Genomic DNA, 26026 nt, shown 5'->3' on the forward strand with positions numbered 1-26026 from the left:
CGGGGAGGTTTTATGATATAAAGTCAATTGTATCTGTAGATGATAGTACGTTGGAGCTACTATTTGTTACTTGGTGCATCGGTAGGTGTGAAATCACATTCCTTCAGCGGCACCACTTTGGTTTTTTTGATCGATTTGTAACCAAGCCACAACACGAGGAACAGGGGGACGCTCAGATAGGCAACGATGGCTCCACTCCAGTCGATCTCGTCACCCGTAAATGCCTGATAGTTCTGTCCAATAATCACGATAATACACAGGACAAAGGCAAAGATCGGCCCAAACGGGAACCAACGTGCCCGGTAAGGCAGATCGCTTAGGTCCCTGCCTTGTGCAACGTATGCACGACGGAAGCGATAATGACTGATAGCGATACCTAGCCAAGTAATAAAACCACACATACCGGATGCATTCAGCAACCAGGTATACACTATGCCATCGCCGAACAGGGAGGCAAGAAATGCCAACATGCCAACGGCTGTGGTAAGCAGCAAGGCATTCATGGGAATGCCTTTTTTGTTCAGCTTACCGAGGAACCGAGGCGCTTTACCGTCTCGGGCAAGGGCATAGAGAACCCGGCTTGAAGCATACATGCCTGAGTTTCCGGCAGAGAGTACGGAAGTTAGAATAACGGCATTCATGACGGAAGCCGCAATGGCGAGTCCTGCTTTTTCAAACACCAGTGTGAACGGGCTGACCCCGATATTTTCCAGATCTCCTTTGAGCAGATTCGGATGAGTATACGGGATGATCAGACTGATCACGGTAATCGCCAAAATGTAAAAAATCAGAATGCGCCAGAATACCTGCCGAATGGCACGAGGTACATTTTCGCGCGGATTCTCACTTTCCCCGGCGGCTACTCCGATAAGCTCGGTACCCTGGAATGAGAATCCCGCAGCCATGAATACGCCTAACACGGCGAAGAATCCGCCATGAATGGGTGCATCACCGATGGTGAAGTTGCTGAAACCAACGGCTTCTCCGCCCATAATACCAAAGATCATAAGCACACCAACGGCCAGGAAGATAATAACGGTAGCTACCTTGATAATGGCGAACCAGTACTCGGACTCCCCATATCCTTTGACGGACAGGACATTCAAGGCAAAGATCAGCACGAGGAACAGTAAGCTCCATAACATGGACGAACTGTCGGGGAACCAGTATTTAATGAGCACTGTTGCGGCAGCAAGCTCTGCTGCGATGGTTACCGCCCAGTTATACCAGAAGTTCCAGCCCATGGCGAACCCGAGGGCGGGATCGACAAAACGTGCGGCATACGTATTAAATGAACCGGAGTCCGGCATAAAGGTAGCAAGCTCACCAAGGCTGGTCATGAGGAAATAGACCATGATGCCAACGGCCGCGTAGGCAATTAATGCCCCGCCAGGGCCTGCGGTTGAGATGGCGGTACCACTTGCGAGAAACAGCCCGGTCCCAATTGAGCCACCGAGAGCGATCATCGTCATATGGCGTGCGCGTAATCCTTTTTTCAGGGAAGGTCTGGTTGTTGTTGGGTTACTGCGGTCTTGCATGGAAACACTCCTTCATTCGATATACTGATGTTTGCGATAATTGCTTCCTAAACAAAAAGACCACAGGCATCAGCCTGCGGTCTTTAATATTTCAATGTCCGCACCATGTCCCAGATGATTAAGATAGCTCAACACAGAAGAATTCATACCTTTATACAAAGGAAATGTACTTCCGTGACAGTTCTGCGCCTTTCGACAGCAGCCCCAGCCCACCGGACCGTATAAGGAACGTCCAGTAAGCTTCGGCGGGTGCACCTTTCGGCTGATCTCATAAGCGGCTCCTTAGCGCCTCCTTCAGCGTACTGATCGCACCCGCGACCTCTACCTCACCATTCATGGATGAGGTGTATCTATTGTCTATGAAATTATGAACAACACAACTTAACACGGTGTGTTCAGTTTAGTAAACAGACAACCAGTATAACGCGCGTGCTTTTCCAGTGCAATAACAATTGTTGGATGTGAGGTTTGAGGGACGACTATTCCTCTTTTTTGTTGCGGCCGGCCATCTGTTGCCATACCGTTCCGGCAGCTTGTTCGCCGGATTCGATTCGTTCCAGAGCCATCTTGGCTTGCAGGCTGACTTCGAATTCGGGATCATCGGCTGCAACTCGCAATGCTTGCTCTGCTTCTTCTGTACCGACCTCATATAGAAAACGTGCAGCACGCCAGCGGACAAGTTTACTTTTATCCGATAATGTTGCTGTCATGGCTGGTGTGGCGGCAGGATCGCCGATATCAGACAAGGTATCCCCGGCCGTACGGCGTACCGCAGGTGAACTGTCCTGGAGCGCTTCATACAGCAGTTCCATTGCTTCCGGTGTACGAATGTCACCCAGGTATACCACGGCCAAACGCCGGATCTGCATTTTGTCATCATGCAGAGCTTGAGCTACAAGCGGCAATCTTTCTGCTGTAGGCTCCATGCCGTCCAAGGCAGCATAGCGAACATTCCAGTCACTGTTACGCAAGGCCTCTTCGAGTTCGGCACCATCCAGTTCGCGACGATGCTCAATAAATTCTTCGGAGTTGGTACCATGTTCAATCGCCTGTTGGATGACCTGCTCCAGTCGTTCTGGCGGATAGGCCGCTTCCAGCTCCTGCTCAACTTCGCGTGCGATGTCCGGCAATTCGCCGTAACGAACGCCGTAATCACTCAGTTTACGTTCTTTGATCATGGTTGCACTGGCAACTTCGGTAACGGCTTTGACAAAACGATCTGACAGCGAGATTCGTTCTTCTTTGGCTCCGGCCTTAACCCTGATTTGCATGGGTACCCCTCTAAAGAACTGAACGAATACCTGTGCTTCTCCGAAGTGTTCGCCAGATCCGTCCTCAGACTCAATCCAGTCCAGGTTGATGCCTTCCTGTCCGAGACGATTCTGGACTTCGCCCAGAATGACAGACCAGTCTGCGTTTCCTTTGCGATCAAGCGCCACGAAGTCGGTCGTGTGAAATACACTCTTCACGCCGGGAATATGAAGCATCTGGCGAATGAACGCCGGGGCGGATCGTTCGTTGTCCAGTGTATATGTTCTGCGAATTCCGTCCTCCAGACGTTCATCGAGATGCAGCATCATCGTATTTGGACTCGGTGTTGGTTCAATGGAAACAATATTCATCAGTGTAACCTCCTATAATACCAAATTCATCCTTAACCTCCCGTTAATTAAATCACACGGGTATTTCTCTATTTTACATCAATGTGTGGAATCTGCGAAATTATCCAGAAGCGATATGGGCATATCTGACACTTAGTGTGAAGAAGTGCGAAATTTGTTAACACTTCTTTCATGTTCACTCACAAACATTTTTAAACGAAAATTGGCACAATAATAGGAAGAAACAACTGGAGGTTATACTTATGGAACCCATTACTGTGCTCTCGGATGGTAAACGTCGTATTGCATATGAGAATATTATTCAATTGTTCAGGAACTGGATGGAGGACTCAACATCTGGTTCTGCGATAGAAACACATCGGGGAAGTTGGGAAAATGCCCGGTATTGTATTGTTGATTATCAGATTGCCGAAGAAGCGGTGTCAGCAGCAAATGCCATTCGGGCTTTTATGCCACAACTTCCATTACTGGTCATTACTGATTTCAAATCCCTCATTCGGAAGCGACACCTGCAACAGATTACAGGCACGGGTGAGATGAAGATGTTTCTCTGGAACGAGCAAGACCCGGATCATCTCATCAAGGAAATGGAGAGTTGGTTTCATTCATCGTCTGTCCACAAATCAGAAATAGCCATATCGCCCATCTTATCCATGAGATAAAAGAGGGATGTGGCTATAGATTTTTAACTTCAATTGTTACGATCGTGATTAGATCACATATTTATAGCCTGTTCCCCAAACCGTCTTAATATAACGTGGGTTCTTGGGGTCAGGCTCAATTTTTTTACGCAGACTTGAGATATGAACATCGATGGTACGATCCAGATAGGCGCGTTCGGAGCCTTTGATTCGATCCATCAGTTCATTGCGGGTGAACACTTTACCCGGATTTCGGTACAATTCCTTCATAATCTCAAACTCAATATGAGTGACCTCGATTTCAACACCATCCACAAACAGGGTTCTTCTGTACTCATTCACATTCACATGCCCATTAACCTCTGCCTGCTTGTCTTCCTTTGCCGGTTTATCCTGATAGGAAATGATTGATCTTCGCAGCAGTGCTTTAATCCGTGCATCCAACTCTTTCAAACTAAATGGTTTGCACAGAAAGTCATCCGCACCATTATGTAATGCGCGCAGTCGATCGTTCAGCATGGTGCTTGCCGAGATCATCAGAATAGGCACAGTGGAGTGCTGGCGAAAGGCTTCTACGAGATCATTTCCATCCATTTCAGGAAGCATGAGATCCGTTACAACAATATCCGGCTGGAATTGTGGAAACAGTTGAAGAGCCTCGCGGGCATGTTGAACCCGTTCAGTGATGTATCCTTCCTCTTCCAGAAAGAAAGCAATCATGTCGGCCAGATTTTTCTCATCCTCTATAAGAAGTACTTTGATCGTCATAGGGTCACACTCCTGGTGAAAATAATATGTTAAGAAACTACTAAAAAAACAAGGTGAATTGCGAATAAATGCCGCAAATTTTTTAATGTTTGTATTCCAAAATATAGGATGTATATGTAGAGAAGGAATAAACTTTTTTTATTGAGCTTCAATATCTTAGCATGAATGCAATTAGGTTGCCGATGACTCAGAATTTCCCAAATCTACACCAACTACTAATTACAGTATAATAGATCAGAACGAGTTAAGGGGAAAAAATGTAGATTGTATCCGCTTAAGTTTATAGGGGGAACCAACGTTGTTGTTGAAAACAGAAGAAAAAATGATTCATGAGGTTAACTGCTAATGGATCATATAAAGAAGATACAGATGCTGGATTGGGTGATCTCGAAGCTGCAGATTCCCTGGATTGGGACCTGCATACTAATTATGCTGGGCTCACTAAGCACTATTTTTCCACTGACGTTATTCTATGGTGTGCAAATTATGGTGGGCAGCGCAGCAGTACTCATTGCTCTTCGTTTGCATGGGGCTATCTATGGATTGGTCACCTTTACAGTCATCCATCTGTTGAATAACATCATTGCCGGCTTCGAGCCACGGAATTTAACCGTAATGATGGCGCATTTCATTGAATTGCTCTGGATGCTAGGTTGGCAGATTCGTTGGAAGAACGGAAGCCTAATCAAGGCAAATGCTGTCTTCTGGGTAGTGATGTTACTTCCGGTTATCTATTGCGGGCATTATGTGTTGGGCTTGGATATAGAAGATTTGAAGTATGAGTATATGTATATTGCCGTGATTGGCATGGTGAATGCTCTAATTGCAGGTATTGTGGTGGATTTCTGGATCACTATGGGTGAGCAAAGATTAAAACGCACGGGAACCATTCCACTCACAAGGATTGCGTTTAAATACGTAGTCGCCTTCGTGGTATTTGTTTCTCTCGTATTGTTATCCGCCGATAGCCAAAGACAGTTGAGTCAAATGAATGATGCCATATTACGTGAGATGAAATACGCATCGAGTGCGGTTGTACAGGATCTTGATGAAGAGTATGTTACATCCGAGAATATGGAACAAAATATGGCGCGTTATCATCATCTATTGGGTGTGAATGTGATACTGCTTGATCGGAATGATACAGTCATCGCTTCTGGTTTAGATACACTTCAGCCTGGTGGGTACCTGGACATGGACAGGTTCAATATTCTGAAGTCGAAGGATAACCTCATGCTGAAAAGTTCTGCTAATATCCATTACAGCGATGTATTGAATCATTGGAGACAAGCCATCTTTATCTACGAAGCAAAAATGAAAAATATAACACCTTATCGGGTATTTATTGTGACTGACTCGTCCAAGTATTACCCCCGAATTGAATCGATATATCTGACCACGCTGCAATCCCTGTTCATCATCATTGTGGCTTCTATGATTGTAGCGGCTCCTCTCAGTAGAAAAGTCGTTAGCCCACTGTTAAGACTGACCAGAATGACGGGTTCTCTGCCCAGAATATTGTTTCGAAACGGGAAGCTGGAGTGGCCCACCAGCCATGTAACCGAAGTACAGATCCTGATTGGTAATTTGCGTAAAATGGCCGATGTGCTGCTGGAACAATTCGAACAGATTCGTCATGACAAGTTAACGCTGGAGGACAGGGTCGTAGAACGCACCAAGGAACTCAAGAATAGTGAAGAGGTCAAACGTGCAATCATTGAATCCTCTATTGATGCCATTATCGCTGTGGACTCCAATGGACAGATCGTTGAGTTTAATCCAGAGGCTGAAAGAATGTTTGGGTTACGTCGGGAAGAAGTGATCCAACAGAAGGAAGCACCGTCTCTTTTCCAGGGGGCAAGCTGCATCGAGATCAAGAAATTGTTGGAGCGATTCGATTATGTTGAAGGTAAGAGATATACGATCGTAGATGAAATTTCAGGGATTCGCCGGGATGGTTCGGTCTTTCCGATTGAGTACAAAATTGTAGAAATTCAGCTTGGCAAGAATGAGACGTTATATAATTTGTTTATCAAGGATATTACGGAGCGGACCAGAGCAGAAGAAGATCGTGTGCGTCATGCTCTTGCGCTGGAGAAGCTGAACCTGGAGTTGTTCAATGAAAAGATTGCCATTCAGGAACAGCGAGATATCAGTGAGCAATTTATTGAATCCGTACGGGAAGGGCTCGTGATGTCAGATCGATCAGGGACCATAACCATCGTCAACCGCAGGATCGAAGAGATGTTTGGTTTGGGTGATTTTCTGGGCAGATCTATTGAAGATTTGGCGCAGGCGATTGATACGATGGTATTAACGGATAATTTCAATCTGCTAGAACAGACCAAAGCATTTCTGGATGGTGAAACAGCATTTATTGAGACTGAATTTATATTTAACAATGCGGAGAAAAGTGTATTCTCGTTATATATGAAGCAGATGGATGTACCGGGGAAAAACCATGGCTTTCTGCTGGTCTTCCGGGACCGGACGGGAGAAGAACGGCTGGATCGGATGAAGAATGAACTGATCAGCGTGGTATCTCATGAGCTTCGAACGCCTGTAGCCACCATTATGGGGTATGTGGAACTCATGATGATGTACGACCTTCCAGCAGCTCAGCAGCAGGAATTCATGCAGACGATCGCTTCCGAGGGCAAGCGGCTCAGCAGTCTGCTCGATGATGTACTCGATATTCAGCGCCTCGATAATGAGGGCATGACTTACCATATGACGTATGTACCGCTGGTTGAGTTGGTAGAAGGGGTTGCTGAACAGTGGAATATGAAGTCTGCCCAACGAATCTACGTGCATACGTTTAATGGAGACTTTTTTGCTTACGCGGACCAGAACAGGATGGTTCAGGTTCTGCATAATCTGGTGGGCAACGCAGTCAAGTATTCTCCAGGAGCCGATCGCATCGATGTTACGTTATGGGAAGAAGAGGAGTGGCTATGTCTTGATGTCCGTGATTATGGAATAGGGATTGCGGAGCAAGAGAAGGACATGTTATTCAACAAATTTTATCGAGTGGATAATTCGGACCATCGGCAGATTGGTGGAACAGGAATCGGGTTGTACATTTCCCGTAAAATTGTAGAGGATCACAAAGGAACACTGACCTTTATATCTGCACCGGGCAAGGGAAGTACATTCAAGGTAAGACTGCCCAAGCAGGATGTATTGGTTTGAATGCAATGATGGATGAAGAGATATGTCTCACTTCTTAATGATCCATATTTAATTATGATTCCTAGGAATAGAGCCTTTGCCCTTGAGCGCGTAAGCGTGATAAAGGGAAAGGCTTTTTTTGTTTTTCAATTTTCCCGGATAAAAAAACAACTTCTTTTGCAAACTGTCTATAGAGCCATAATTTGCATCCCATGCAAAAGGAGGACGGCAGGAATATGTTCCGTAAACAAGAGAAAACACTCATCATCGTCTGTCTGGTTGCCGCTGTGGTTGTGCTGTATGCCGTTGTGAAAAGCATCATCCGAATCATGAGTTATTGAGATACACGTTCAAGCAGAGTAACTGCTGTCGTACATAACGATTATGTGAAAGAGGAGTGTAACCATGTCATCCCTGGACCCTGTTTTGCTCAGCCGGATACTAACCGGCCTGACCCTGTTCGTACACATTATTTTTGCCTCTATCGGTGTAGGCGTTCCCCTTATGATTGCTTTGGCCGAGTGGCGAGGACTACGAACCAATGATATGCATTACACCTTGCTGGCACGTCGGTGGGCACGAGGTTTTGTCATCACCGTTGCCGTTGGTGTCGTTACAGGCACCTCGATCGGATTACAGCTTAGTCTGCTGTGGCCGATGTTTATGCGGGTAGCGGGTCAGGCCATTGCCCTGCCACTGTTTATGGAGACGTTTGCCTTTTTTATCGAGGCGATCTTTCTGGGAATTTACCTCTATACATGGGATCGTTTCAAAAAAAAATACACGCATATGCTGTTGTTGATTCCGGTAGCTCTTGGTTCATCTGCCTCTGCGATTTTCATTACGACGGTGAACTCCTTCATGAATCAGCCTCAGGGGTTCACCCTGATTAATGGCATCATGAAGGACATTCATCCGATTGCTGCCATGTTGAATCCGGCAACACCAACCAAGGTGTCCCATGTACTCGCCTCATCCTACACTCTAAGTGCAGGTATCCTGGCGGGGATAGCCGCCTTCAGTTTGCTTCGGGGACGGGATCATGTGTATTACAAAAAAGCACTAAAACTCACGACGGTATCTGCGCTTGTCTTTGCCATCAGTACCGTCATGATCGGGGACTCTTCCGGTAAATTCCTGGCGAAATATCAGCCGGAGAAGCTGGCTGCCGCAGAATGGCATTTCAAGACGATGAAAGAGGCACCGCTTGTCTATGGGGGCATTTTGGATGAGAACAATGAAGTAAAATACGCCATTGAGATTCCTTATGCACTCAGCATTTTGGCGGGGAATCGTCCTGATACGGAAGTGAAAGGTCTCGAAGAATATCCAGCGGATCTGAGGCCACCACTGTCCATTCATTATATGTTCGACCTGAAGGTCACAACCGGAGTGATCATCCTGATGATTCCTGTGTTATATGTACTGCGTCGGTGGTTGCCAGGGCGCAAGCCATATCCCAAATGGCTGTTGCTCGGCATTGTCTTGCTGGGTCCTCTGGCCATGATTGCAATCGAGCTGGGGTGGATGTTCGCTGAAGTTGGCAGACAGCCTTGGATTTTACGCGGGTATATGAAGGTGTCGGAAGCAGCCACGACGTCGACTTCGGTAGGATGGATGCTGGTGTTGTTTATTTTACTGTATCTGATTCTATGTTTCTCGTGCATTCGAGTGCTCAGCAAGCTGTTCCGCAACAAGGAAGCAGAGAAGGAACTGGCGTCTCTGGGGCTTGAAGGAGGGATAGTGCATTGAGTTTCGAAATTGCAGGCATTGCGATATTGTGGACGTTTTTGTTCGGTTACCTGATTGTCGCTTCAATTGATTTTGGTGCTGGGTTCTTCAGCTTTTACAGCATTTTGACCGGGCACGAGAACAAAATTCATAACATCATTCAGCGCTACCTGTCTCCCGTGTGGGAAGTGACGAATGTGTTTCTGATCTTTTTTGTGGTCGGCTTGGTCGGGTTTTATCCGGACAGCGCCTTCTACTATGGGACTGCTTTGCTGGTTCCGGGTTCTTTGGCCATTGTACTGCTTGCCATCCGGGGGGTGTATTATGCCTACAATACTTATGGCAACCATGGGGAGAACAGCCGGATCTACATGGCATTGTACGGAGCGACGGGCTTGCTTATTCCGGCGGTATTCTCCACCATTTTGGCGATATCCGAGGGTGGAATCATTGAGCAGGTTGGCGAAGAGGTGTTTTTTCGCTGGCGTGAATTTTTGACGAATCCCTATACTTGGTCGGTTGTTTTGCTTGCACTGGTCAGTGTGCTGTACATCTCGGCGATGTTTCTTTCCTATTATGCAAAAAGGGCAGGGGATGAGCCGGCATTTGAGGTGCTTCGAGAGTATGCATTGCTGTGGAGCTTGCCCACCATTTTTGCGAGTTTTCTGGCATTTCTGCAGATTAACAAACAGAATCCCGCACATTTTGAGCAGATGGTGAATATCTCATGGATGTTCATTGCTTCGTTTATCTGTTTTGTCATTGCGGTGTCGCTGGTGTGGAAACGCAAATATCTGGGCTGGTGTTTTATCGCTGTCATGCTTCAGTTTGCCTTTGCCTGGTATGGTTACGGGCGATCCCACCTTCCGTATATCCTGTATCCCTACATTAATATCTATGACAGCTTTACTAATCGTACGATGGGGATTGCACTGATTACGGCGTTCAGCCTGGGGCTGCTCGTGCTGATTCCGTCGCTTGTGCTGATTATGAAGCTGTTCCTGTTCGATGCCAATTATGTACGTGGTAATTCTGGTAAAAAGAAAGGATGAGTCTGTTCATGCTGCTGAACATGTTCCTACTTATGACTCCCTTGCTGTATCCACTATCTTCTGAGGGTGTCACGGGGATACCCGGTATAACCGGGTTGAGTTTTTTTGAGACATTCACGATTATGTATGCCCCGCCACTTATCATTATGGCTGCGATTGTCTTTCTGTTCATATATCTAGCCGTATGCAAAAATCCGAAGGATTGATTAACTGGTACGTGCATTCCCGTTTGGGGTAATCTGTTGTTAAGAAATCAGGAAGGGAGGATGACCCTTTCATGCCTAAAATCCGTTATAACAACATTGATAATGTAAGTACGGACAAAACGCTGAAGGAATTCAAGCAATGGAGGGAGCAGCGGCGCAATAAAGTGAAGGACTATTCCTACACCGTGCCCAAACACCCGCCTGAACTGGATTATCTGCATGCCAATCGGGAGGACACGAGTATTACCTGGATTGGTCACTCCACGTTTTTCATTCAATATTATGGATTGAACATCGTGACTGACCCGGTGTGGGCCGAAAAAATGGGATTTCAACGAAGACTCGGTGCCCCGGGGATTCCGATTCAGGATATTCCACCATTGGATGTCATTCTGATATCCCATTCTCACTATGATCATCTGCATCTGGCTTCCCTACGGAAGCTGATTACCGCCAAGACATTGCTGATCGTACCTGATGGTCTGAAGCGCAAGATGATTCGCAAAGGTTTCCATCGGTGCCATGAGATGAAGTGGTGGGAACATATTACACTCGGCGGAGTCAAAATAACCTTTGTCCCTGCACAGCACTGGACGCGCCGGACGCTGTTCGATACCAATACGTCCCACTGGGGCGGTTATGTGTTGGAACAGCATCATCTAGCGACGACCTCTGCAGCGGAAAGTGCTGCAACAAAGAGAGATCAGGATCATTCATCCACGGCGGAATCAGGGAAGAACAAATCACCCAAAGATTCGGGTGGCCCGCCTGTGTTGTATTTTGTAGGGGATACAGGTTACTTCCAGGGGTTTAAGACGATTGGAGAGCGCTTTGACATTGGTATTACCCTGATGCCCATCGGTGCTTACGATCCAGAATGGTTCATGACTTCTCAGCATGTGACACCTGAAGAAGCACTACAGGGGTTCGTTGAAACCGGCTCTCAGCTTATGGTGCCCATGCACTACGGCACATTCAAGCTGGCAGATGATACGCCTAAGGAAGCACTGGATCGTCTGGAAGTTGAACGTGAACGGCTAGGCATTGGTAAAGAGCGGATTCGGGTGCTTGGTCATGGCGAAACGCTTCGCATTCGGCATGAAGAAGGTAAACAGGACTAACAAAAGGGAGCCAAATATGTTAATGTAGGGGTATACCCGCATGAACAGTATTTTTACCAAGTCTTTAATCAGTAAAAAGCGGCCAATTTTCGAATTTGCCGCTTTTTTGTGTTATAATATGGTGCCAGAATAGGCATCGGGATATTGAATCCAGGATTTACGCAACTTGCTATTCATGCAGTATGCAGATTAACCAATAAAGGATGGTATGCTTAATGATCAGTACAAGCGGCATCACGCTCCGCTACGGAAAACGTGCACTTTTTGAAGATGTAAATATCAAATTCACACCAGGAAACTGTTACGGCCTCATCGGCGCCAATGGAGCCGGCAAATCAACATTTTTGAAAATTTTGTCCGGTGAAATTGAGTCAAACTCGGGAGAGGTGCACATCACCCCGGGCGAACGTATGGCCGTTTTGAAGCAAAACCACTTTGAATATGATGAGTATCCGGTTCTCGAAACGGTAATTATGGGCCATAGTCGCCTCTATGCCATTATGAAAGAAAAAGATACACTGTATGCCAAAGCAGACTTCACAGAAGAAGACGGACTGCGTGCAGGTGAGCTTGAAGGTGAATTTGCAGAGCTTAATGGCTGGGATGCTGAGCCGGATGCAGCGGCACTCCTGATCGGTCTGGGTATCGACCGTGACATGCACGATAAGAAAATGAATGAACTAAGTGGTAACGAAAAAGTTCGTGTCCTGCTTGCACAAGCATTGTTTGGTCGTCCAAACAACCTGTTGCTCGATGAGCCTACCAACCACTTGGATCTCGAATCCATTCAATGGCTTGAGAACTTCTTGATGGACTATGAAGGTACTGTTATTGTGGTATCCCATGACCGTCACTTCCTGAACAAAGTATGTACGCACATTGCGGATATCGACTTTGGTAAAATCCAGCTGTACGTAGGTAACTATGACTTCTGGTACGAGTCCAGCCAATTGGCACTTGCGTTGCAACGTGATGCCAACAAGAAAAAAGAAGAGAAGATTAAAGAGCTTCAAGCCTTTATTCAACGTTTCTCCGCGAATGCTTCGAAATCGAAACAGGCAACTTCCCGGAAGAAACAACTCGACAAAATCACGCTGGATGACCTTCGTCCTTCGAACCGTAAATATCCGTTTATCAACTTCAAGCCTGAGCGTGAAGCCGGTAAACAATTGTTGACCGTAGATCGCATCAGCAAATCCATTGATGGTGTAAAAATGCTGAATGATATCAGCTTTGTCGTGAACAAAGGGGATAAAATTGCATTTGTTGGACCAAACGGGAATGCCAAGTCACTACTGTTTGACATTCTGATGGGTGAAACGGAATTGGATAGCGGCGAATACACTTGGGGTGTAACCACAACTCAAGCTTATTTCCCGAAAGACAACTCCAAATATTTTGATGGTGTAGACATGACGCTCGTGGATTGGCTCCGTCAATATTCCAAAGATCAGGATGAAACGTATTTGCGTGGATTCTTGGGACGTATGCTGTTCTCTGGTGAGGAATCCCTGAAAAAGGCAAGTGTACTCTCCGGGGGAGAGAAAGTTCGCTGTATGCTGGCGAAAATGATGCAGACGGGTGCTAACGCATTGATTCTGGATGAGCCTACGAACCACTTGGATCTCGAATCCATCACAGCGCTGAACAATGGTATGATTGATTTTGACGGCACTATGCTGTTCACATCCCATGACCATCAGTTCATTCAAACCATTGCTAACCGGATTATCGAAATTACGCCGAATGGCATCATTGATCGCCAAATGAGCTATGACGAGTATCTGGAAAGTGATGAAATCAAAGAACTGCGCAATAAAATGTATCCGGTAGAAGCTTAAACGAAGCATCATCTACGGCGCATTTTCATAGGAACACGAAAGAACCGCAAGCCTCTGTGAAGAGGGCTTGCGGTTCTTTTTGTAAGCTAATGGGTTTCTCTGCGGCCTTAAGACCTAAGATCCACCAGTACGGCGACGTTGGTTGTTAGGCTTCTTGTTGTTTTGACTCTTCATCGCTTTGGGTCCGCCTTCAAAGTAGGCGCTGGATTGGTTACCGGAATTTGCTTGTTCTTTCTTTTGCGCCAGCTTTTGGCGTATAGCATCCTGCAAACTGACCTTTTTCGGTTCGTTATTTTCGCTCATCGTTATTTCCCTCCCGGTCTTACAGTAAGCCGTCCAGATTGGACGGGATGTACCTATTTTATACGTTTTATAAAAGCCCCACAAGGGCAACCTGATAAAATGCTCAAAACCTTTGGTTTTACCCAGGCCAACATTCTTTCTCATTAACTACAGCCCTGCCGTCTGGCAACTTTGTTTCGGCTTGCCTACAGCAATGCAGCCTGGCAACACTGTTTCTGTAGACCCACACGCTCCGCATTTGGTAACATGAAAAAACCGTAATACGAAACGTTAAAGGAGTGTCGCCCGGTTGAACGCTTATGAAGAAATTCGAAAAGGGGAGCGAGGGGCTTGGGTTAGTATTATAGCCTATCTCGTCTTGTCCGCCTTTAAGCTGATCTGTGGATATGTATTTGCTTCCAGCGCCTTGTTGGCCGATGGTTTTAATAACCTTACGGATATTGTGGCATCTGTTGCTGTATTGATCGGGCTTCGGATCTCCCAGAAACCACCTGATTCGGATCATGCCTATGGTCATTTTAGAGCGGAGACTGTTGCTGCTTTGGTGGCTTCATTTATTATGGCTATGGTTGGGCTGCAAGTATTGGTTGAAGCGGTTCGCTCCTGGTATGAGGGAGCCTTTGTTGCTCCAAACCTCTGGGCGGCAGCTGTGGCTGTAGTCTGTGCTGTGGTGATGTTAGGCGTGTATCGTTACAATCACCGTCTGGCTAAACAGATTAATAGTCAGGCCCTGATGGCCGCGGCAAAAGATAATCGTTCGGATGCCTGGGTCAGCATAGGCGCTGCCGTTGGAATTATAGGTGCGCAGTTCGGACTCCCGTGGTTGGATAAAGTAGCTGCCATTGCTGTAGGTCTGTTAATCTGCAAGACGGCTTGGGAGATTTTTCGGGATTCTACCCATCGTCTTACCGATGGATTTGATCAAAAAGAGCTGACGGATCTCAGATCCTCCGTAGCTCGTGTTCCCGGTGTTGAGAAAATCAAGGATGTCAAGGCACGTGTGCATGGAAGTCATGTACTTGTGGATGTGGTTATCGAAGTGGATGGAGGCCTAACCTTGATTGAAGGCCATCAAATCTGTGACAGAGTGGAAGAGCGTCTGAAACGATCGCATAACATCATGCATGTACATGTACATGTTGAACCAAAGACAGAAGAAGTCACAGGGAACCCTTGAACAGGGAGTGAATATCCTGGAAAATCAAAAGAGGACAGCCGCGATTGTGCGGGCTGTCCTCTTTACTTATCGTTAGAACGATTATACGATGTTACTGGATGGCAACGTGAATCCACGCTTTGCCTTTCCAAGTGTACACTTGCACCCACTCGCCACCGTCGAATCCGTCAACCACTTCACCTGTTGTATCGATGACTTGGGAGCTCAATGCACCGATTGGTTTACCGTTAGGTGCATCATAGAACCAAGTGCGCTCCAGAAGGTTCAGCAACATTGTAGGTGCCAGAACTTCATCGCCTGGTTTTACAAGTGGCTCTTCAAACATTTTATCATCTGTAGTTGTAGCTGGAGTTTCAGTTGTTGTCGAAGTACCTGTTGCACCTGTAGTGTCTGTTGTTGTACCGGTTACTGTCTCAGCAGTACCTTCTACGGTGTCTACAGCAGGTTTGTTCACTTCAACAGCCGGAGTTGTTGTCGTTGTTGTAGCTTCTGTTCCATTTTCGGGAGTCACCGTTCCGGTAACCGCTTCCTCAGCACCAGCAGCGGCAGCCATCGAACCCATCAACGTTAAAGCAGCGGCAAAACTTACGATTTTTTTCATTTGTTTTTCCTCCTCGGTTAGGTATGTAATTTGTTGTCCTGTGTTAAAAGTAACCAAGCGAGCTACCTTATGAATCACAAATTATAACAATATTTTCTTGCATTCTCCAGTGTCAACTGGCGCATATGTGGGTATATAGCAAGCCTGTAAATATCATACTTCGGTGGGATAAAACCGGGTTGGCTATCTCAAATAAGTCCTAATTTTATGGAATTCATGGGAGTGCAGTTTGGAATAAAGCAGGAGGGAGTGCAATACATAATATAGAAAAGTTGACCTATGCCTAAAAAACGCACAAAAGCCAATCGGCTTGGTAGCACGATCGGCTTTTGTATGTATTCGTTAATATGACTCAGTCCAATTAGAGCTGAGTTTATCGCATTCGGCTGCGTCCCGTAATGAGGGAGATGACGAACAGTACAACAAAGATGAAGAAGAGTACTTTCGCGATTGAAGCAGCTGCTTCAACAATACCGAAGAATCCAAAAATACCTGCTACCAGTGCAATAATTAGAAATAATACAGACCATTTCAACATAAGGTTTCATCCTTTCGTTACTTGATTGTGGAGTGAGTTGTGTTCACCTCACCGCCCTGTGTAGTCTAACTTTAACCGAGGGCTATCCAGTTGAAACATTGGTTTTTTTTCCAAGCGTGAGCATATTTGAAGTAACATGAAATTTTGTTTCGTCCGGGAAAACGCCGGGTAACTATAGCAATAACAAACTGATGCACATATGGAAAGTGAGGTTCTTCTATGATCTATCAAATTAGCGTGGCCCTGATTGCAGTGGCATTTGCAGTCCTTGTTTTCTTTTTAATTCGTACCTTGAAATCCGCTCAGGGTTCCTTGGACAATGTCTCACAGACATTGCAGGAGGTACAGAAGACCATTGATGAACTTAGTTATGAAGTGAAGCAAACGGTAAGACACGCCAATGATATTACGGTGGATGTCCAGCACAAAATGAAAAAAATTGATCCTGTGATGGAATCTGTTGAGAATCTTGGTGAAGTATTGAATGAAGTGACGGCGGCAGCCAAACAAGTCTCCACGACGCTGATGGCCAGATTTCAGACGAAACGAAACCATGCCGAAGATAAAACGCACGCTGAACCGTCTCATGTAACGGCACCACCTGCTACATCAACGGATCGTACCTTGCAATCCTATGAAGCTACATATAATGGTGATGCTAAGGGCGGGAAGAACTGGATGAAGTATGTCGATGTTGCCGCGAATGTATGGCAACGAATGCGTAAATAACATGATCGCTTTGTAATCCATGAAGAAACCTTCAGAGCGGTGATGAACCTGATGAAAGGGTGAGAATCATGATGAAACTACTGCTTGTGATGTTTAGCGTAATTTCTCCCTTTTCCGTTCAACCGGCAGCGGTACCCGCTGCTCACGATATGCAATGGACGGCAATGGAGGAGAAGGCGTCAGAGGTAACTCTGGCTGTTGATCGATCCGAGACTTTCCAGCATTTTCGGACTCTGAATGGCATTTCTTTGGATGACACCATAGATGACTTGTCGGCCAAGAAGGGCCAGGCGGTGTATAAACAGGAAGATCCTTATCTGGGATGTCCTGAATATCACTTTCGGGATGTGAAGGTTGGTTTGTGTGAAGATACAGATGTCATTCAATATGTGCATATCGATGCATCTGAAGATCACATCATGTTAAACGGAGAGAGGATCGAGATGAAGATTGAAGCGATCCATCATGCTCTTGGGAAACCATACTATGTGGCCGAGGACGGAGAAGTATTTCTCCGTGGAGATCAGGCGCTAAAGGTATATATGAAGTCAGGCTCTAGCCAGATTGATGGCATTGATCTTTTTGATGATACCGTATCCTGATATTGGTTAATACGAAATCGTTTCAATTCCAAATTGTATGGTTATATACTAAGTAGCTCGATACAGAAGATTAAATCAGAGGAGAGTGGAAACGATGAATTCAACCAATGAGCAAGCTTATGCAAAAGTGGTAGAAAACGGAGTCCAAGCGGTAGAAGCGGTGAAAGAATTGCAGATTACCGGATACCTTGCTGATCATATCTTTGTTCTCGCCCATGAGAAGGATCGTACAGATCGAATTGCCGATACAGCAGATGCCAAAGAAATTGGCATAAAGGAAGAAGGCGTATTTGATTCCATGGCGAATCTGTTCCGCTCACGCGGTGATGAACTCCGGGCCAAAATTGTTTCGATGGGCTTTACTGAAGCCGAAGCTGACTTTTACGAGAGTGAGTTGGACAAAGGTAAAGTACTCGTCATTGCTAAAAAGAAAGATTGATCCATATAGCGGTACAAGTTGAAGTTTGCTGAACATGGACAAACTTCTGAATCACTTAGGTAAAATGCTTAATCAAAAACATAGATAAGGAATGGGGCTTTCCCCATTCCTTATCTATGTTTTTGCAAGTTTGGAAGCGGGATCAGGACGCTGCAAAAACAGGGCGAAAAGCGGTGAAGATTACCCGTGATGGTGCCATTTACTGATAGAGTTTTTTTGTTTTTACGATTATAGTTATACTAGGAATTATTATGTCTACTGCCGTTTTGTATGAAAAATTTGTATAATTAACGTTCGTTTTTACCTAATAAGAATCGACAAACCCGGACGCCACAGATAAGGAGATATCAATGAGAATACTTATTGTTGACGACAATCCGACGAATGTCATTATCATTCGAGAAATTCTGAAAAAAGAGAACTATCGTGACATTGTAACGGCGAGTTCCGCCATGGAAATGTTCGAAGTGTTGGGAATTGGGGAGGAAAGCAACGAACTTCGTCCAAGACCGTCGGATATTGACCTGATTTTGCTAGATATGATGATGCCCGAGATGGACGGTATCGAAGCCTGCAGTATTGTGCAAAAATTTGAAAATTTGAAGGATATACCGATTATTATGGTGACTGCCATCGGAGACTCCAAGAAACTTGCCGAAGCATTGGATGCAGGTGCATCTGACTATGTGACCAAACCGATTAATAAAGTCGAACTGATGGCCAGAATTCGACTCGCACTTCGTTTGAAACAGGAGAAGGATTGGCATAAAGAGCGAGATCAACGTATTCAGGATGAACTCAAGTTGGCAGCAATGGTTCAAAATGCTGTATTAAGTCCGGCAATCAGGGACCCGTTGTTCCAAGTGCATGCCATCTATAAACCTTCTTTTGAGCTTGCAGGTGACCTGTATTCATGGTATCCGCTTGGGGAAGGGCGTTATGGTGTATTGTTGCTCGACATGATGGGACATGGGATATCTTCATCCCTGTTTACGATGTTTATCGCTTCTGTCTTGAAAGATACAGTGACCACCTACGTCGATCCAGAGAAGGTTATTCAGGAGTTGAACCGTCGCTTCAATCAGCTCCATTTAGGGAAACAATTGGTACAGTACTATTTCACCGCAATTTACCTGGTTGTGGATACACGGATGAAGCGTATTGATTATGTCAACGCAGGACATCCGCCTGCATTATTCTTCCAAGATGACGGCAGTGTCACTACTTTTGACAGCGTCTGCTGTCCTGTTGGTTTATTTGACAAAATGGATATTGAGCCACAAACGATCCATTATCAGGGCGATGGACATATTGCGCTTTATACAGATGGCTTATTGGAAACTGTTCAGGGTGGGCAGGAGGAACAACATGAATTCCTGGTCGAAAAACTGAGCGGTTCACATCAATGGAATGAAGATGCCATGCAGGCACTGTTTTTTGACGACGAGATTTCACAGGAACGTGATGATGACAAGTGTCTGGTCTGGATTACGCTGGAAAAAGGAGCGGATACTGAATGAAGATCAGAAATAAACTGCTGGTTGGATTTACCGCTCTGATGGCTATTTTGATCGTGCTCACGTTTGTGAGTTATGAACGGCTAAACAGCAGTAATCAACAGATTGATCAGATGTATCAGGAACGTTATCTCAAAGTACGGTTCACTTCAGCAGCGCGCGGAGAGGTTAATGACATTGCTAAAGTGCTGGCTAACTTGTTGTTGAATCCCAAAAATTCGACTGCTGCTGCGGACGGTGACCTGAAAGACATGAAAGATCGGGGGGATGGTTACCTCGCAGAGGTAAGAAACCGTGCGGACAGTGCACCTGAACATCAGTTGGTGGATCGTGTGAATACTGCATGGGGCGCGTATACAGACTATGCCACGAGACAGATTAGCCTGATGTCTCAAGGAAGGGCAGAAGATGCAAATAACTACCGCAATTCAACAGGGCTCGCGGTGCAGAAAGAAGCCGTAGATAGTTTGAATGCCCTCTCCCGATACCAGGATCAAGAGATTGATGCCGAGATCAAGAGCGCTAACGCTGCCTATACAAGAGCGGTGCAGATTACGATAAGCATCATGATTGCGGGATTGTTGCTTGCTCTGGGAGTGATCATGTGGGTACTGCCAAGCATCACTCGAGGTTTGAATACGGTATCCATGATGATTACCAGTTTCGGTAAAGGTCGTTACCGTACCATTCGGCGTATTCAGGTCAAATCCACTGATGAAATTGGTCAGATCGCCAGTGTTTTCAAAGATGTGTCCAGTGATCTGGAAGAAAAACTGGAAGTCGAGAAGGCTTACGTACAGGCTCAGCAGGATCAAAACTGGATGAACTCCAACATCGCAAGAGTTCCTGAGCTACTTCGTGGAATTGGCTCCATTCGTCAAATCTCACAAATGTTTATCAGCGAGTTCACACCGGTCCTTGGTGCTCAATTGGGGGTCGTCTATCTGATTGATGAGGAGAAACATCCCGACGAATTGAGACGTTACGGTGCATATGCATTCGAAGAGAACGAAGACGTTGGAAAGGAAATGTACCGAATCGGTGAAGGCCTGATTGGTCAGGCCGCACTGGATATGACGCCTATTATTCTGGAGAATACGCCAGAGGATTATGTGCATATTGGATCAGCTTCAGGTTCAACACGTGCTGCAGGTATCATGATCTATCCTGTCGTGTTTGAAGATGAACTGATTGGTGTTGTTGAACTGGCTTCCTTTGAAGGGTTCAATGAACAGCATAGACAATTGTTTGCCCAACTGATCATGAACTTGGGTGTTATTTTGAACAACGTTCGTCGTCGTTTACGTGTTGAGGAACTGCTTCGTGAATCCCAGGCACTTACAGAGGAACTACAAGTTCAATCGGAAGAACTGCAGACACAACAGGAAGAACTGCGTCGCTCCAATGAGAATCTGGAGGAGCAGACAGAAGCACTTAAACGCTCGGAGGAATTGTTGCAGCGTCAGCAAGAAGAACTGGAGCATTACAACACGGAGCTTATTGCCAAAACGCGGGCACTTGAAGAGCAGGTACGTGAAGTTGAAGAGAAAAATGACGAAATTGAGAAAACGAAGACACAGTTGGAACAACAAGCTACGCAACTGTCGATGACAAGCAAGTATAAGTCCGAATTTTTGGCGAATATGTCACATGAACTTCGTACACCACTGAATAGTCTGCTCATTTTGTCTCAGCTATTGTCGGAGAACAAGGGTGGAAACCTGACTGATAAACAGCAGGAATATGCCCAAACCATCTACATGTCGGGTGCGGATCTGCTGAAGATGATTGATGAGATTCTGGACCTGTCCAAAGTGGATGCTGGTAAGATGGATATCAATTATGAGACGGTTCGAATGGAAGAGCTGACCAGCTTTGTTCAGCAAAACTTTGGACCGATGGCAAATAAAAAAGAGCTGAACTTGAACATCGAATTCGACAGCGACTTACCGGAATGGGTGTACACAGACAGTCATCGTGTCAAACAGATTTTGCGGAACTTGTTATCGAACGCATTTAAGTTTACCAATCGTGGTTCGGTTAGTCTGATTGGACGACGGATGAAACCGGAAGAACTCCCGGGATATATGAACACCAATCAGGAATATCTCGGATTCAGTGTGAAAGATACGGGCATTGGCATTCCTTCGGACAAGACGGATCTGATCTTTGAAGCATTCCAGCAGGTAGATGGGACCACAAGTCGCAAATACGGTGGAACTGGCCTGGGATTGTCCATTAGCAGGGAGCTGGCACGTTTGCTTGGTGGCGCAATACAGGTGGAATCTTCCGAAGGCGAGGGTAGCTGCTTTACCTTGTACCTGCCGGATAATCATGAAGAGGAAGCACTGGCGGAGGAAGGGGCTTCAAAAGAAGCAGCTGTATCCTCAGAGGAGCTTTATGAACAATCCTTCGAAACACGGACCATGCTCTCAAGTCATCAGTCCATCCTATCTCCTGATCCAGAGCGAAGCGTGGGTACAGATCTGTCTCCTAGCCATACTCCGGATGTCACGCAGATCGAAGATGATCGGGAGAATCTCATGGAAGGTGACAAAATCCTTCTTATCATTGAGGATGATGTGAACTTTGCACATATTTTGATGGATATGGCGAGAGGAAGAGGATTCAAAGCACTTGTTGCCCTTCAAGGGGATAAAGGTCTGGACATGGCCCGTCAGTATCTGCCGGATGCCATCATCCTTGATATTCAACTGCCTGTTATGGACGGTTGGACCATTCTGGGTGAACTGAAGAGCAGTTCGGCAACACGTCACATCCCGGTACATGTCATCTCAGTCATTGATGATATGAAGCAAGGTTTGATGATGGGCGCCATTGCGTATCTGAAAAAACCTTCAAGCAAGGATTCACTGGATAAGGCTTTCTCGCATATCAAATCCTATACCGAGAATCAGTTGAAACGACTGTTGATTGTGGAAGATGATGAAATTCAGCGTAAAGCCATTATTGAATTGATTGGTCATGACGATGTTGCAATTACGGCAGTATCCACAGGTAGCGAGGCATTGAATGAATTACACAGCCAGCGTTATGACTGCATGGTACTGGATCTGATGTTAACGGATATGACCGGTTTTGAGTTGCTCGACCAGATTCGGGATGATGAATATCTGAACGATCTGCCGATTATAATTTATACAGGCAAAGAACTGGATTCCAAGGAAGAAATGAAGCTGCGCAAATATGCGGAATCCATCATTATCAAGGATGTGAAGTCACCGGAACGTCTGCTGGACGAAACCACATTGTTCCTGCACCGGGTTGAAGCCAATCTGCCGGAAGACAAGCGTCGCATCTTGCAGAAGTTACACAACAAGGAAACGTTGTTTGAAGGCAAAAAGATATTGCTTGTAGATGACGATATCCGTAATGTATTTGCTCTTTCAAGTGTCCTTGAAGGCTATCGAATGGATGTAACATTTGCAGAAAATGGCCGTGAGGCTCTGGAGATTTTAGAGAAAAATCCGGAATTTGATCTGGTACTGATGGATATGATGATGCCAGAAATGGATGGTTATGAAGCGATGACACGAATCAGACAGATCCCGCAGTTTGAAAAGTTGCCTATTATTGCGCTCACGGCGAAAGCCATGAAAGAGGATCGCGGCAAATGTATTGAGGCCGGAGCATCTGATTATGTGAAAAAACCGATCCAGACAGATCAATTGTTATCCTTAATGCGCGTATGGCTGTATTCGTAAGTTCATTATTCGTATGTTCATTGTTTGGGTAATGAAAGACAATACGACGAATACGCAAGTAACAAATGAAGAAGTGGAGAGAATTTATGACACCGTGGGAACCTACCGAGACGGGGGCAGATTTGGTCCGTATGCCGCAAGATGAAGAGCGCGAGCTGATCGAGATTGAGTTGCTGTTGGAAGGCATGCACCGTTTATATGGATATGATTTTAGAAACTATGCACTGCCGTCCCTGAAACGAAGAATCTGGCATCATGCACATGCTGAAGGTGTTAAGAGCATATCCGGCTTGCAGGAGCGCGTTCTTCATGACCGTTCCGCGTTTGACCGTTTTGTACAGAACTTATCCATCCCTGTAACGGAAATGTTTCGAGATCCTTCGCTTTTCCGAATGTTTCGGGAAAAGATTATTCCTATCCTGAGAACCTACCCGTATATCCGAATATGGCATGCGGGTTGCTCTACCGGAGAGGAAGTCTATTCCATGGCCATCATGTTGCATGAGGAAGGACTGTATGACAAGGCGAGAATCTACGCAACGGATATGAATGATCGCTCTCTGCAACAGGCCAAAGAAGGCGTATACGGTATTGAGAAGATGAAACTATTTACTACAAATTATTTGGAGGCAGGGGGTACCAGAGCCTTCTCCGAGTACTATACAGCGAAATACAATTCGGTGATATTTCATCCTTTTTTAAGGAAGAACATCATTTTCGCCGAGCATAATCTGGCAACAGACCGGTCATTTAACGAGTTTAATGTAATCTTTTGCCGAAATGTCATGATTTATTTTAATGATGAACTGCGGAACCATGTGCATGGGCTGTTTCATGAGAGCTTGAGCCACTTTGGTATTCTGGTTCTAGGGTCGAAAGAATCGATACATTTTACAGAGTTCAGTGATACCTATGAGCCGTTAGACCGGACCGAAAAAATATACCGGAAGATCAAATAGGGGGTTAGGGTTAGCCATGGGGCTCAATGAACCAATCCACATATTATTGGTAGATGACCGCCCTGAGAACTTGCTTGCTCTTGAAGCAGTTCTGGAATCGGAACAATATAAACTCGTTAAGGCAACTTCTGGAGAAGAGGCACTCCGCTGTCTGCTAAAAGACGAATTTGCGGTTATCGTTCTCGATGTGCAGATGCCTGGAATGGACGGAATTGAGACAGCAAAATTAATTAAGGCACGGGACAAGTCCAAGGATGTGCCGATTATATTCATCTCTGCGAATAGCAGAGAAGCGGAGCATTTGTTTGCCGGATATTCAGCCGGGGCTATTGATTACATGGTTAAACCATTTATTCCTCAGATTTTGAAATCCAAAATCGAGGGATTTGTGGAGATGTTTATCACCAATAAACGACTGAAGACTCAGACGATGCTGCTTCACCAGAAGACACAGGAATTGGAGAAGATGAATCAACAACTCATTCAGGCCAAGGAAGAAGCGGAGATTGCAGCGAATGCGAAGACCGAATTCCTGGCGATGATGAGCCATGAGATTCGTACCCCTATGAACGGTGTCATCGGTATGGTGGATCTGCTGATGGAGACGGAACTGAAGGACGATCAGAAAGAATACGCAGACATCGTTCGTCGCAGTGCAGATGCACTCGTCACGGTCATCAACGACATTCTCGACTTCACCAAAATGGAATCCGGCAAAATGGAACTGGAAGAGCATCCTTTTGAAATCGTCTCCTGTATCCGTGAAGTGCTGGGATTATTCGCTGCTGAAACAGGCAAAAAGAATCTGGAACTGGATTATTTCCTGGAAGATTCTGTTCCTGAATTAATTTACGGAGACATGGCGAGGTTGCGTCAGGTTCTGTTGAATCTTATTGCCAATGCGATTAAATTTACTGATCACGGTGGAGTGTATCTGATCGTGTCTGTTAAGGAAGAAAAGGATGGACACCTGGCATTGGAGTTTGCTGTTAAAGACACCGGGATAGGTATCGCTTCAGACAAAGTTGACCGCCTGTTTCAGCCGTTTTCCCAGCTGGATACATCAATGACACGTAAATACGGTGGAACTGGCTTGGGATTGGCAATCTGCAAGACTCTGGTTGAAATGATGGGTGGACAGATCTATCTGGATACAACAGAGCAACGGGGAGCGACGTTTGTATTTACCATTCAGGCAAAACGCTATGTCGAAACTGAACTGATCCAGAGGAGTGGGGAAGAGAATCTAACGGATGTAAAGAATGAGAATAAATATCCAACGGTATTAATTGTGGATGATCATCCGATTAATCAGAAGTTGATGTCGATTATGCTCGGTAAACTTGGGTTGCTCTCAGACATTGCTGAAGATGGGCAGAGCGCACTCGATATGGTGAAGGGTAGCCCGTCTCCCTATGACTATGTGTTCATGGATCTGCAGATGCCTGTTATGGACGGTTTGGAATGTACACGGCGGATTCGAGAAAGCCTGCCCCCGTCCGATCAGCCGGTCATTATAGCTATGACTGCGAACGTGATGGAAGGTATTCAGCAACGCTGTATGGCTGCAGGTATGGATGATTATATTAGTAAACCAGTCAAAATGGGCAATGTAAAACAGAAAATATCCCAGTTTCAGAAACAACGACAAAGGCTAAATTCAGGCCCTTCTGCTATGAATCAGGCCAATTGAAACAATTTCCAAACTCCTTTTTGTTTCACTCGTGCTGAAGTTGGGTTATTAG

20 protein-coding genes and 1 riboswitch are annotated in these 26026 nt (G+C 45.7%); of the genes, 14 read left to right on the forward strand and 6 right to left on the reverse strand.

What is annotated here, in order from left to right; all coding sequences use genetic code 11:
- Positions 1-59 precede the first annotated feature (59 nt).
- Complete coding sequence (locus ACX9NY_RS28360; RefSeq protein ID WP_472476350.1) at positions 60-1538, reverse strand: amino acid permease; 1479 nt, start codon at positions 1536-1538, stop codon at positions 60-62.
- Between the two features lie 116 nt (positions 1539-1654).
- Positions 1655-1870, reverse strand: a riboswitch (Lysine riboswitch).
- 147 nt (positions 1871-2017) lie between these two features.
- Entirely contained in the window at positions 2018-3160 is a 1143-nt protein-coding gene (locus tag ACX9NY_RS28365; RefSeq protein ID WP_472476352.1) for a virulence factor, read from the reverse strand.
- Between the two features lie 242 nt (positions 3161-3402).
- Here ACX9NY_RS28365 and ACX9NY_RS28370 point away from each other — a divergent pair, with 242 nt between their 5' ends.
- Complete coding sequence (locus ACX9NY_RS28370) at positions 3403-3822, forward strand: hypothetical protein (RefSeq protein WP_472476354.1); 420 nt, start codon at positions 3403-3405, stop codon at positions 3820-3822.
- Between the two features lie 48 nt (positions 3823-3870).
- Here the strand turns inward: ACX9NY_RS28370 and ACX9NY_RS28375 are convergent, their stop codons facing one another.
- Positions 3871-4569, reverse strand: coding sequence for a response regulator transcription factor (locus tag ACX9NY_RS28375; protein ID WP_472476356.1), 699 nt, complete (start codon positions 4567-4569; stop codon positions 3871-3873).
- Positions 4570-4914: 345 nt separating this feature from the next.
- Here ACX9NY_RS28375 and ACX9NY_RS28380 point away from each other — a divergent pair, with 345 nt between their 5' ends.
- The 5 genes from ACX9NY_RS28380 to ACX9NY_RS28400 all read left to right on the forward strand — a co-directional run bounded on the left by ACX9NY_RS28380 (position 4915) and on the right by ACX9NY_RS28400 (position 13691).
- The gene (locus tag ACX9NY_RS28380) at positions 4915-7761 is read left to right on the forward strand and encodes an ATP-binding protein (protein ID WP_472476358.1); all 2847 of its coding nucleotides are present in this window, start codon (positions 4915-4917) and stop codon (positions 7759-7761) included.
- A 384-nt stretch (positions 7762-8145) separates the two neighbouring features.
- Positions 8146-9492, forward strand: coding sequence for a cytochrome ubiquinol oxidase subunit I (locus ACX9NY_RS28385; RefSeq protein ID WP_339237746.1), 1347 nt, complete (start codon positions 8146-8148; stop codon positions 9490-9492).
- Complete coding sequence (locus tag ACX9NY_RS28390) at positions 9489-10523, forward strand: cytochrome d ubiquinol oxidase subunit II (RefSeq protein ID WP_339237744.1); 1035 nt, start codon at positions 9489-9491, stop codon at positions 10521-10523. The genes ACX9NY_RS28385 and ACX9NY_RS28390 overlap by 4 nt, the downstream gene beginning before the upstream one ends.
- Before the next feature lie 277 nt (positions 10524-10800).
- The gene (locus ACX9NY_RS28395; protein WP_472476360.1) at positions 10801-11850 is read left to right on the forward strand and encodes an MBL fold metallo-hydrolase; all 1050 of its coding nucleotides are present in this window, start codon (positions 10801-10803) and stop codon (positions 11848-11850) included.
- Positions 11851-12065: 215 nt separating this feature from the next.
- Positions 12066-13691 carry an ABC-F family ATP-binding cassette domain-containing protein gene (locus ACX9NY_RS28400; protein ID WP_091038559.1) on the forward strand — a complete coding sequence of 542 codons (1626 nt, stop codon included), beginning with the start codon at positions 12066-12068 and terminating at the stop codon, positions 13689-13691.
- 114 nt (positions 13692-13805) lie between these two features.
- Here the strand turns inward: ACX9NY_RS28400 and ACX9NY_RS28405 are convergent, their stop codons facing one another.
- Positions 13806-13994: a hypothetical protein gene (locus ACX9NY_RS28405; protein WP_017692261.1), complete on the reverse strand. Its 189-nt coding sequence runs from the start codon at positions 13992-13994 to the stop codon at positions 13806-13808.
- A gap of 289 nt (positions 13995-14283) precedes the next feature.
- Here ACX9NY_RS28405 and ACX9NY_RS28410 point away from each other — a divergent pair, with 289 nt between their 5' ends.
- Entirely contained in the window at positions 14284-15171 is an 888-nt protein-coding gene (locus ACX9NY_RS28410; RefSeq protein ID WP_472476362.1) for a cation diffusion facilitator family transporter, read from the forward strand.
- A gap of 91 nt (positions 15172-15262) precedes the next feature.
- Here the strand turns inward: ACX9NY_RS28410 and ACX9NY_RS28415 are convergent, their stop codons facing one another.
- Positions 15263-15772 carry a hypothetical protein gene (locus tag ACX9NY_RS28415; RefSeq protein ID WP_339237736.1) on the reverse strand — a complete coding sequence of 170 codons (510 nt, stop codon included), beginning with the start codon at positions 15770-15772 and terminating at the stop codon, positions 15263-15265.
- A gap of 373 nt (positions 15773-16145) precedes the next feature.
- Complete coding sequence (locus tag ACX9NY_RS28420; RefSeq protein ID WP_017692264.1) at positions 16146-16310, reverse strand: DUF1328 domain-containing protein; 165 nt, start codon at positions 16308-16310, stop codon at positions 16146-16148.
- Between the two features lie 219 nt (positions 16311-16529).
- On the opposite strand from ACX9NY_RS28420, the gene ACX9NY_RS28425 reads away from it, so the two are divergent.
- The 7 genes from ACX9NY_RS28425 to ACX9NY_RS28455 all read left to right on the forward strand — a co-directional run bounded on the left by ACX9NY_RS28425 (position 16530) and on the right by ACX9NY_RS28455 (position 25974).
- Positions 16530-17039: a DUF948 domain-containing protein gene (locus ACX9NY_RS28425; RefSeq protein WP_339257411.1), complete on the forward strand. Its 510-nt coding sequence runs from the start codon at positions 16530-16532 to the stop codon at positions 17037-17039.
- A 68-nt stretch (positions 17040-17107) separates the two neighbouring features.
- The gene (locus tag ACX9NY_RS28430; protein ID WP_339237732.1) at positions 17108-17641 is read left to right on the forward strand and encodes a hypothetical protein; all 534 of its coding nucleotides are present in this window, start codon (positions 17108-17110) and stop codon (positions 17639-17641) included.
- Positions 17642-17735: 94 nt separating this feature from the next.
- On the forward strand, positions 17736-18080 hold the full coding sequence (locus ACX9NY_RS28435; RefSeq protein ID WP_124118114.1) for a YflT domain-containing protein: 345 nt from the start codon (positions 17736-17738) through the stop codon (positions 18078-18080).
- Positions 18081-18430: 350 nt separating this feature from the next.
- Positions 18431-19600 (forward strand): PP2C family protein-serine/threonine phosphatase, encoded by a 1170-nt coding sequence (locus tag ACX9NY_RS28440; protein WP_339257408.1) that lies wholly within the window; start codon positions 18431-18433, stop codon positions 19598-19600.
- Positions 19597-23322, forward strand: a complete 3726-nt coding sequence (locus tag ACX9NY_RS28445; protein ID WP_339257407.1) for a response regulator — start codon at positions 19597-19599, stop codon at positions 23320-23322. The genes ACX9NY_RS28440 and ACX9NY_RS28445 overlap by 4 nt, the downstream gene beginning before the upstream one ends.
- An 86-nt stretch (positions 23323-23408) precedes the next feature.
- Positions 23409-24281 carry a CheR family methyltransferase gene (locus ACX9NY_RS28450; RefSeq protein ID WP_017692270.1) on the forward strand — a complete coding sequence of 291 codons (873 nt, stop codon included), beginning with the start codon at positions 23409-23411 and terminating at the stop codon, positions 24279-24281.
- 16 nt (positions 24282-24297) lie between these two features.
- Positions 24298-25974 carry a response regulator gene (locus ACX9NY_RS28455; protein ID WP_472476367.1) on the forward strand — a complete coding sequence of 559 codons (1677 nt, stop codon included), beginning with the start codon at positions 24298-24300 and terminating at the stop codon, positions 25972-25974.
- Positions 25975-26026: the final 52 nt, after the last annotated feature.

This window comes from Paenibacillus sp. CB74 (assembly GCF_055687625.1).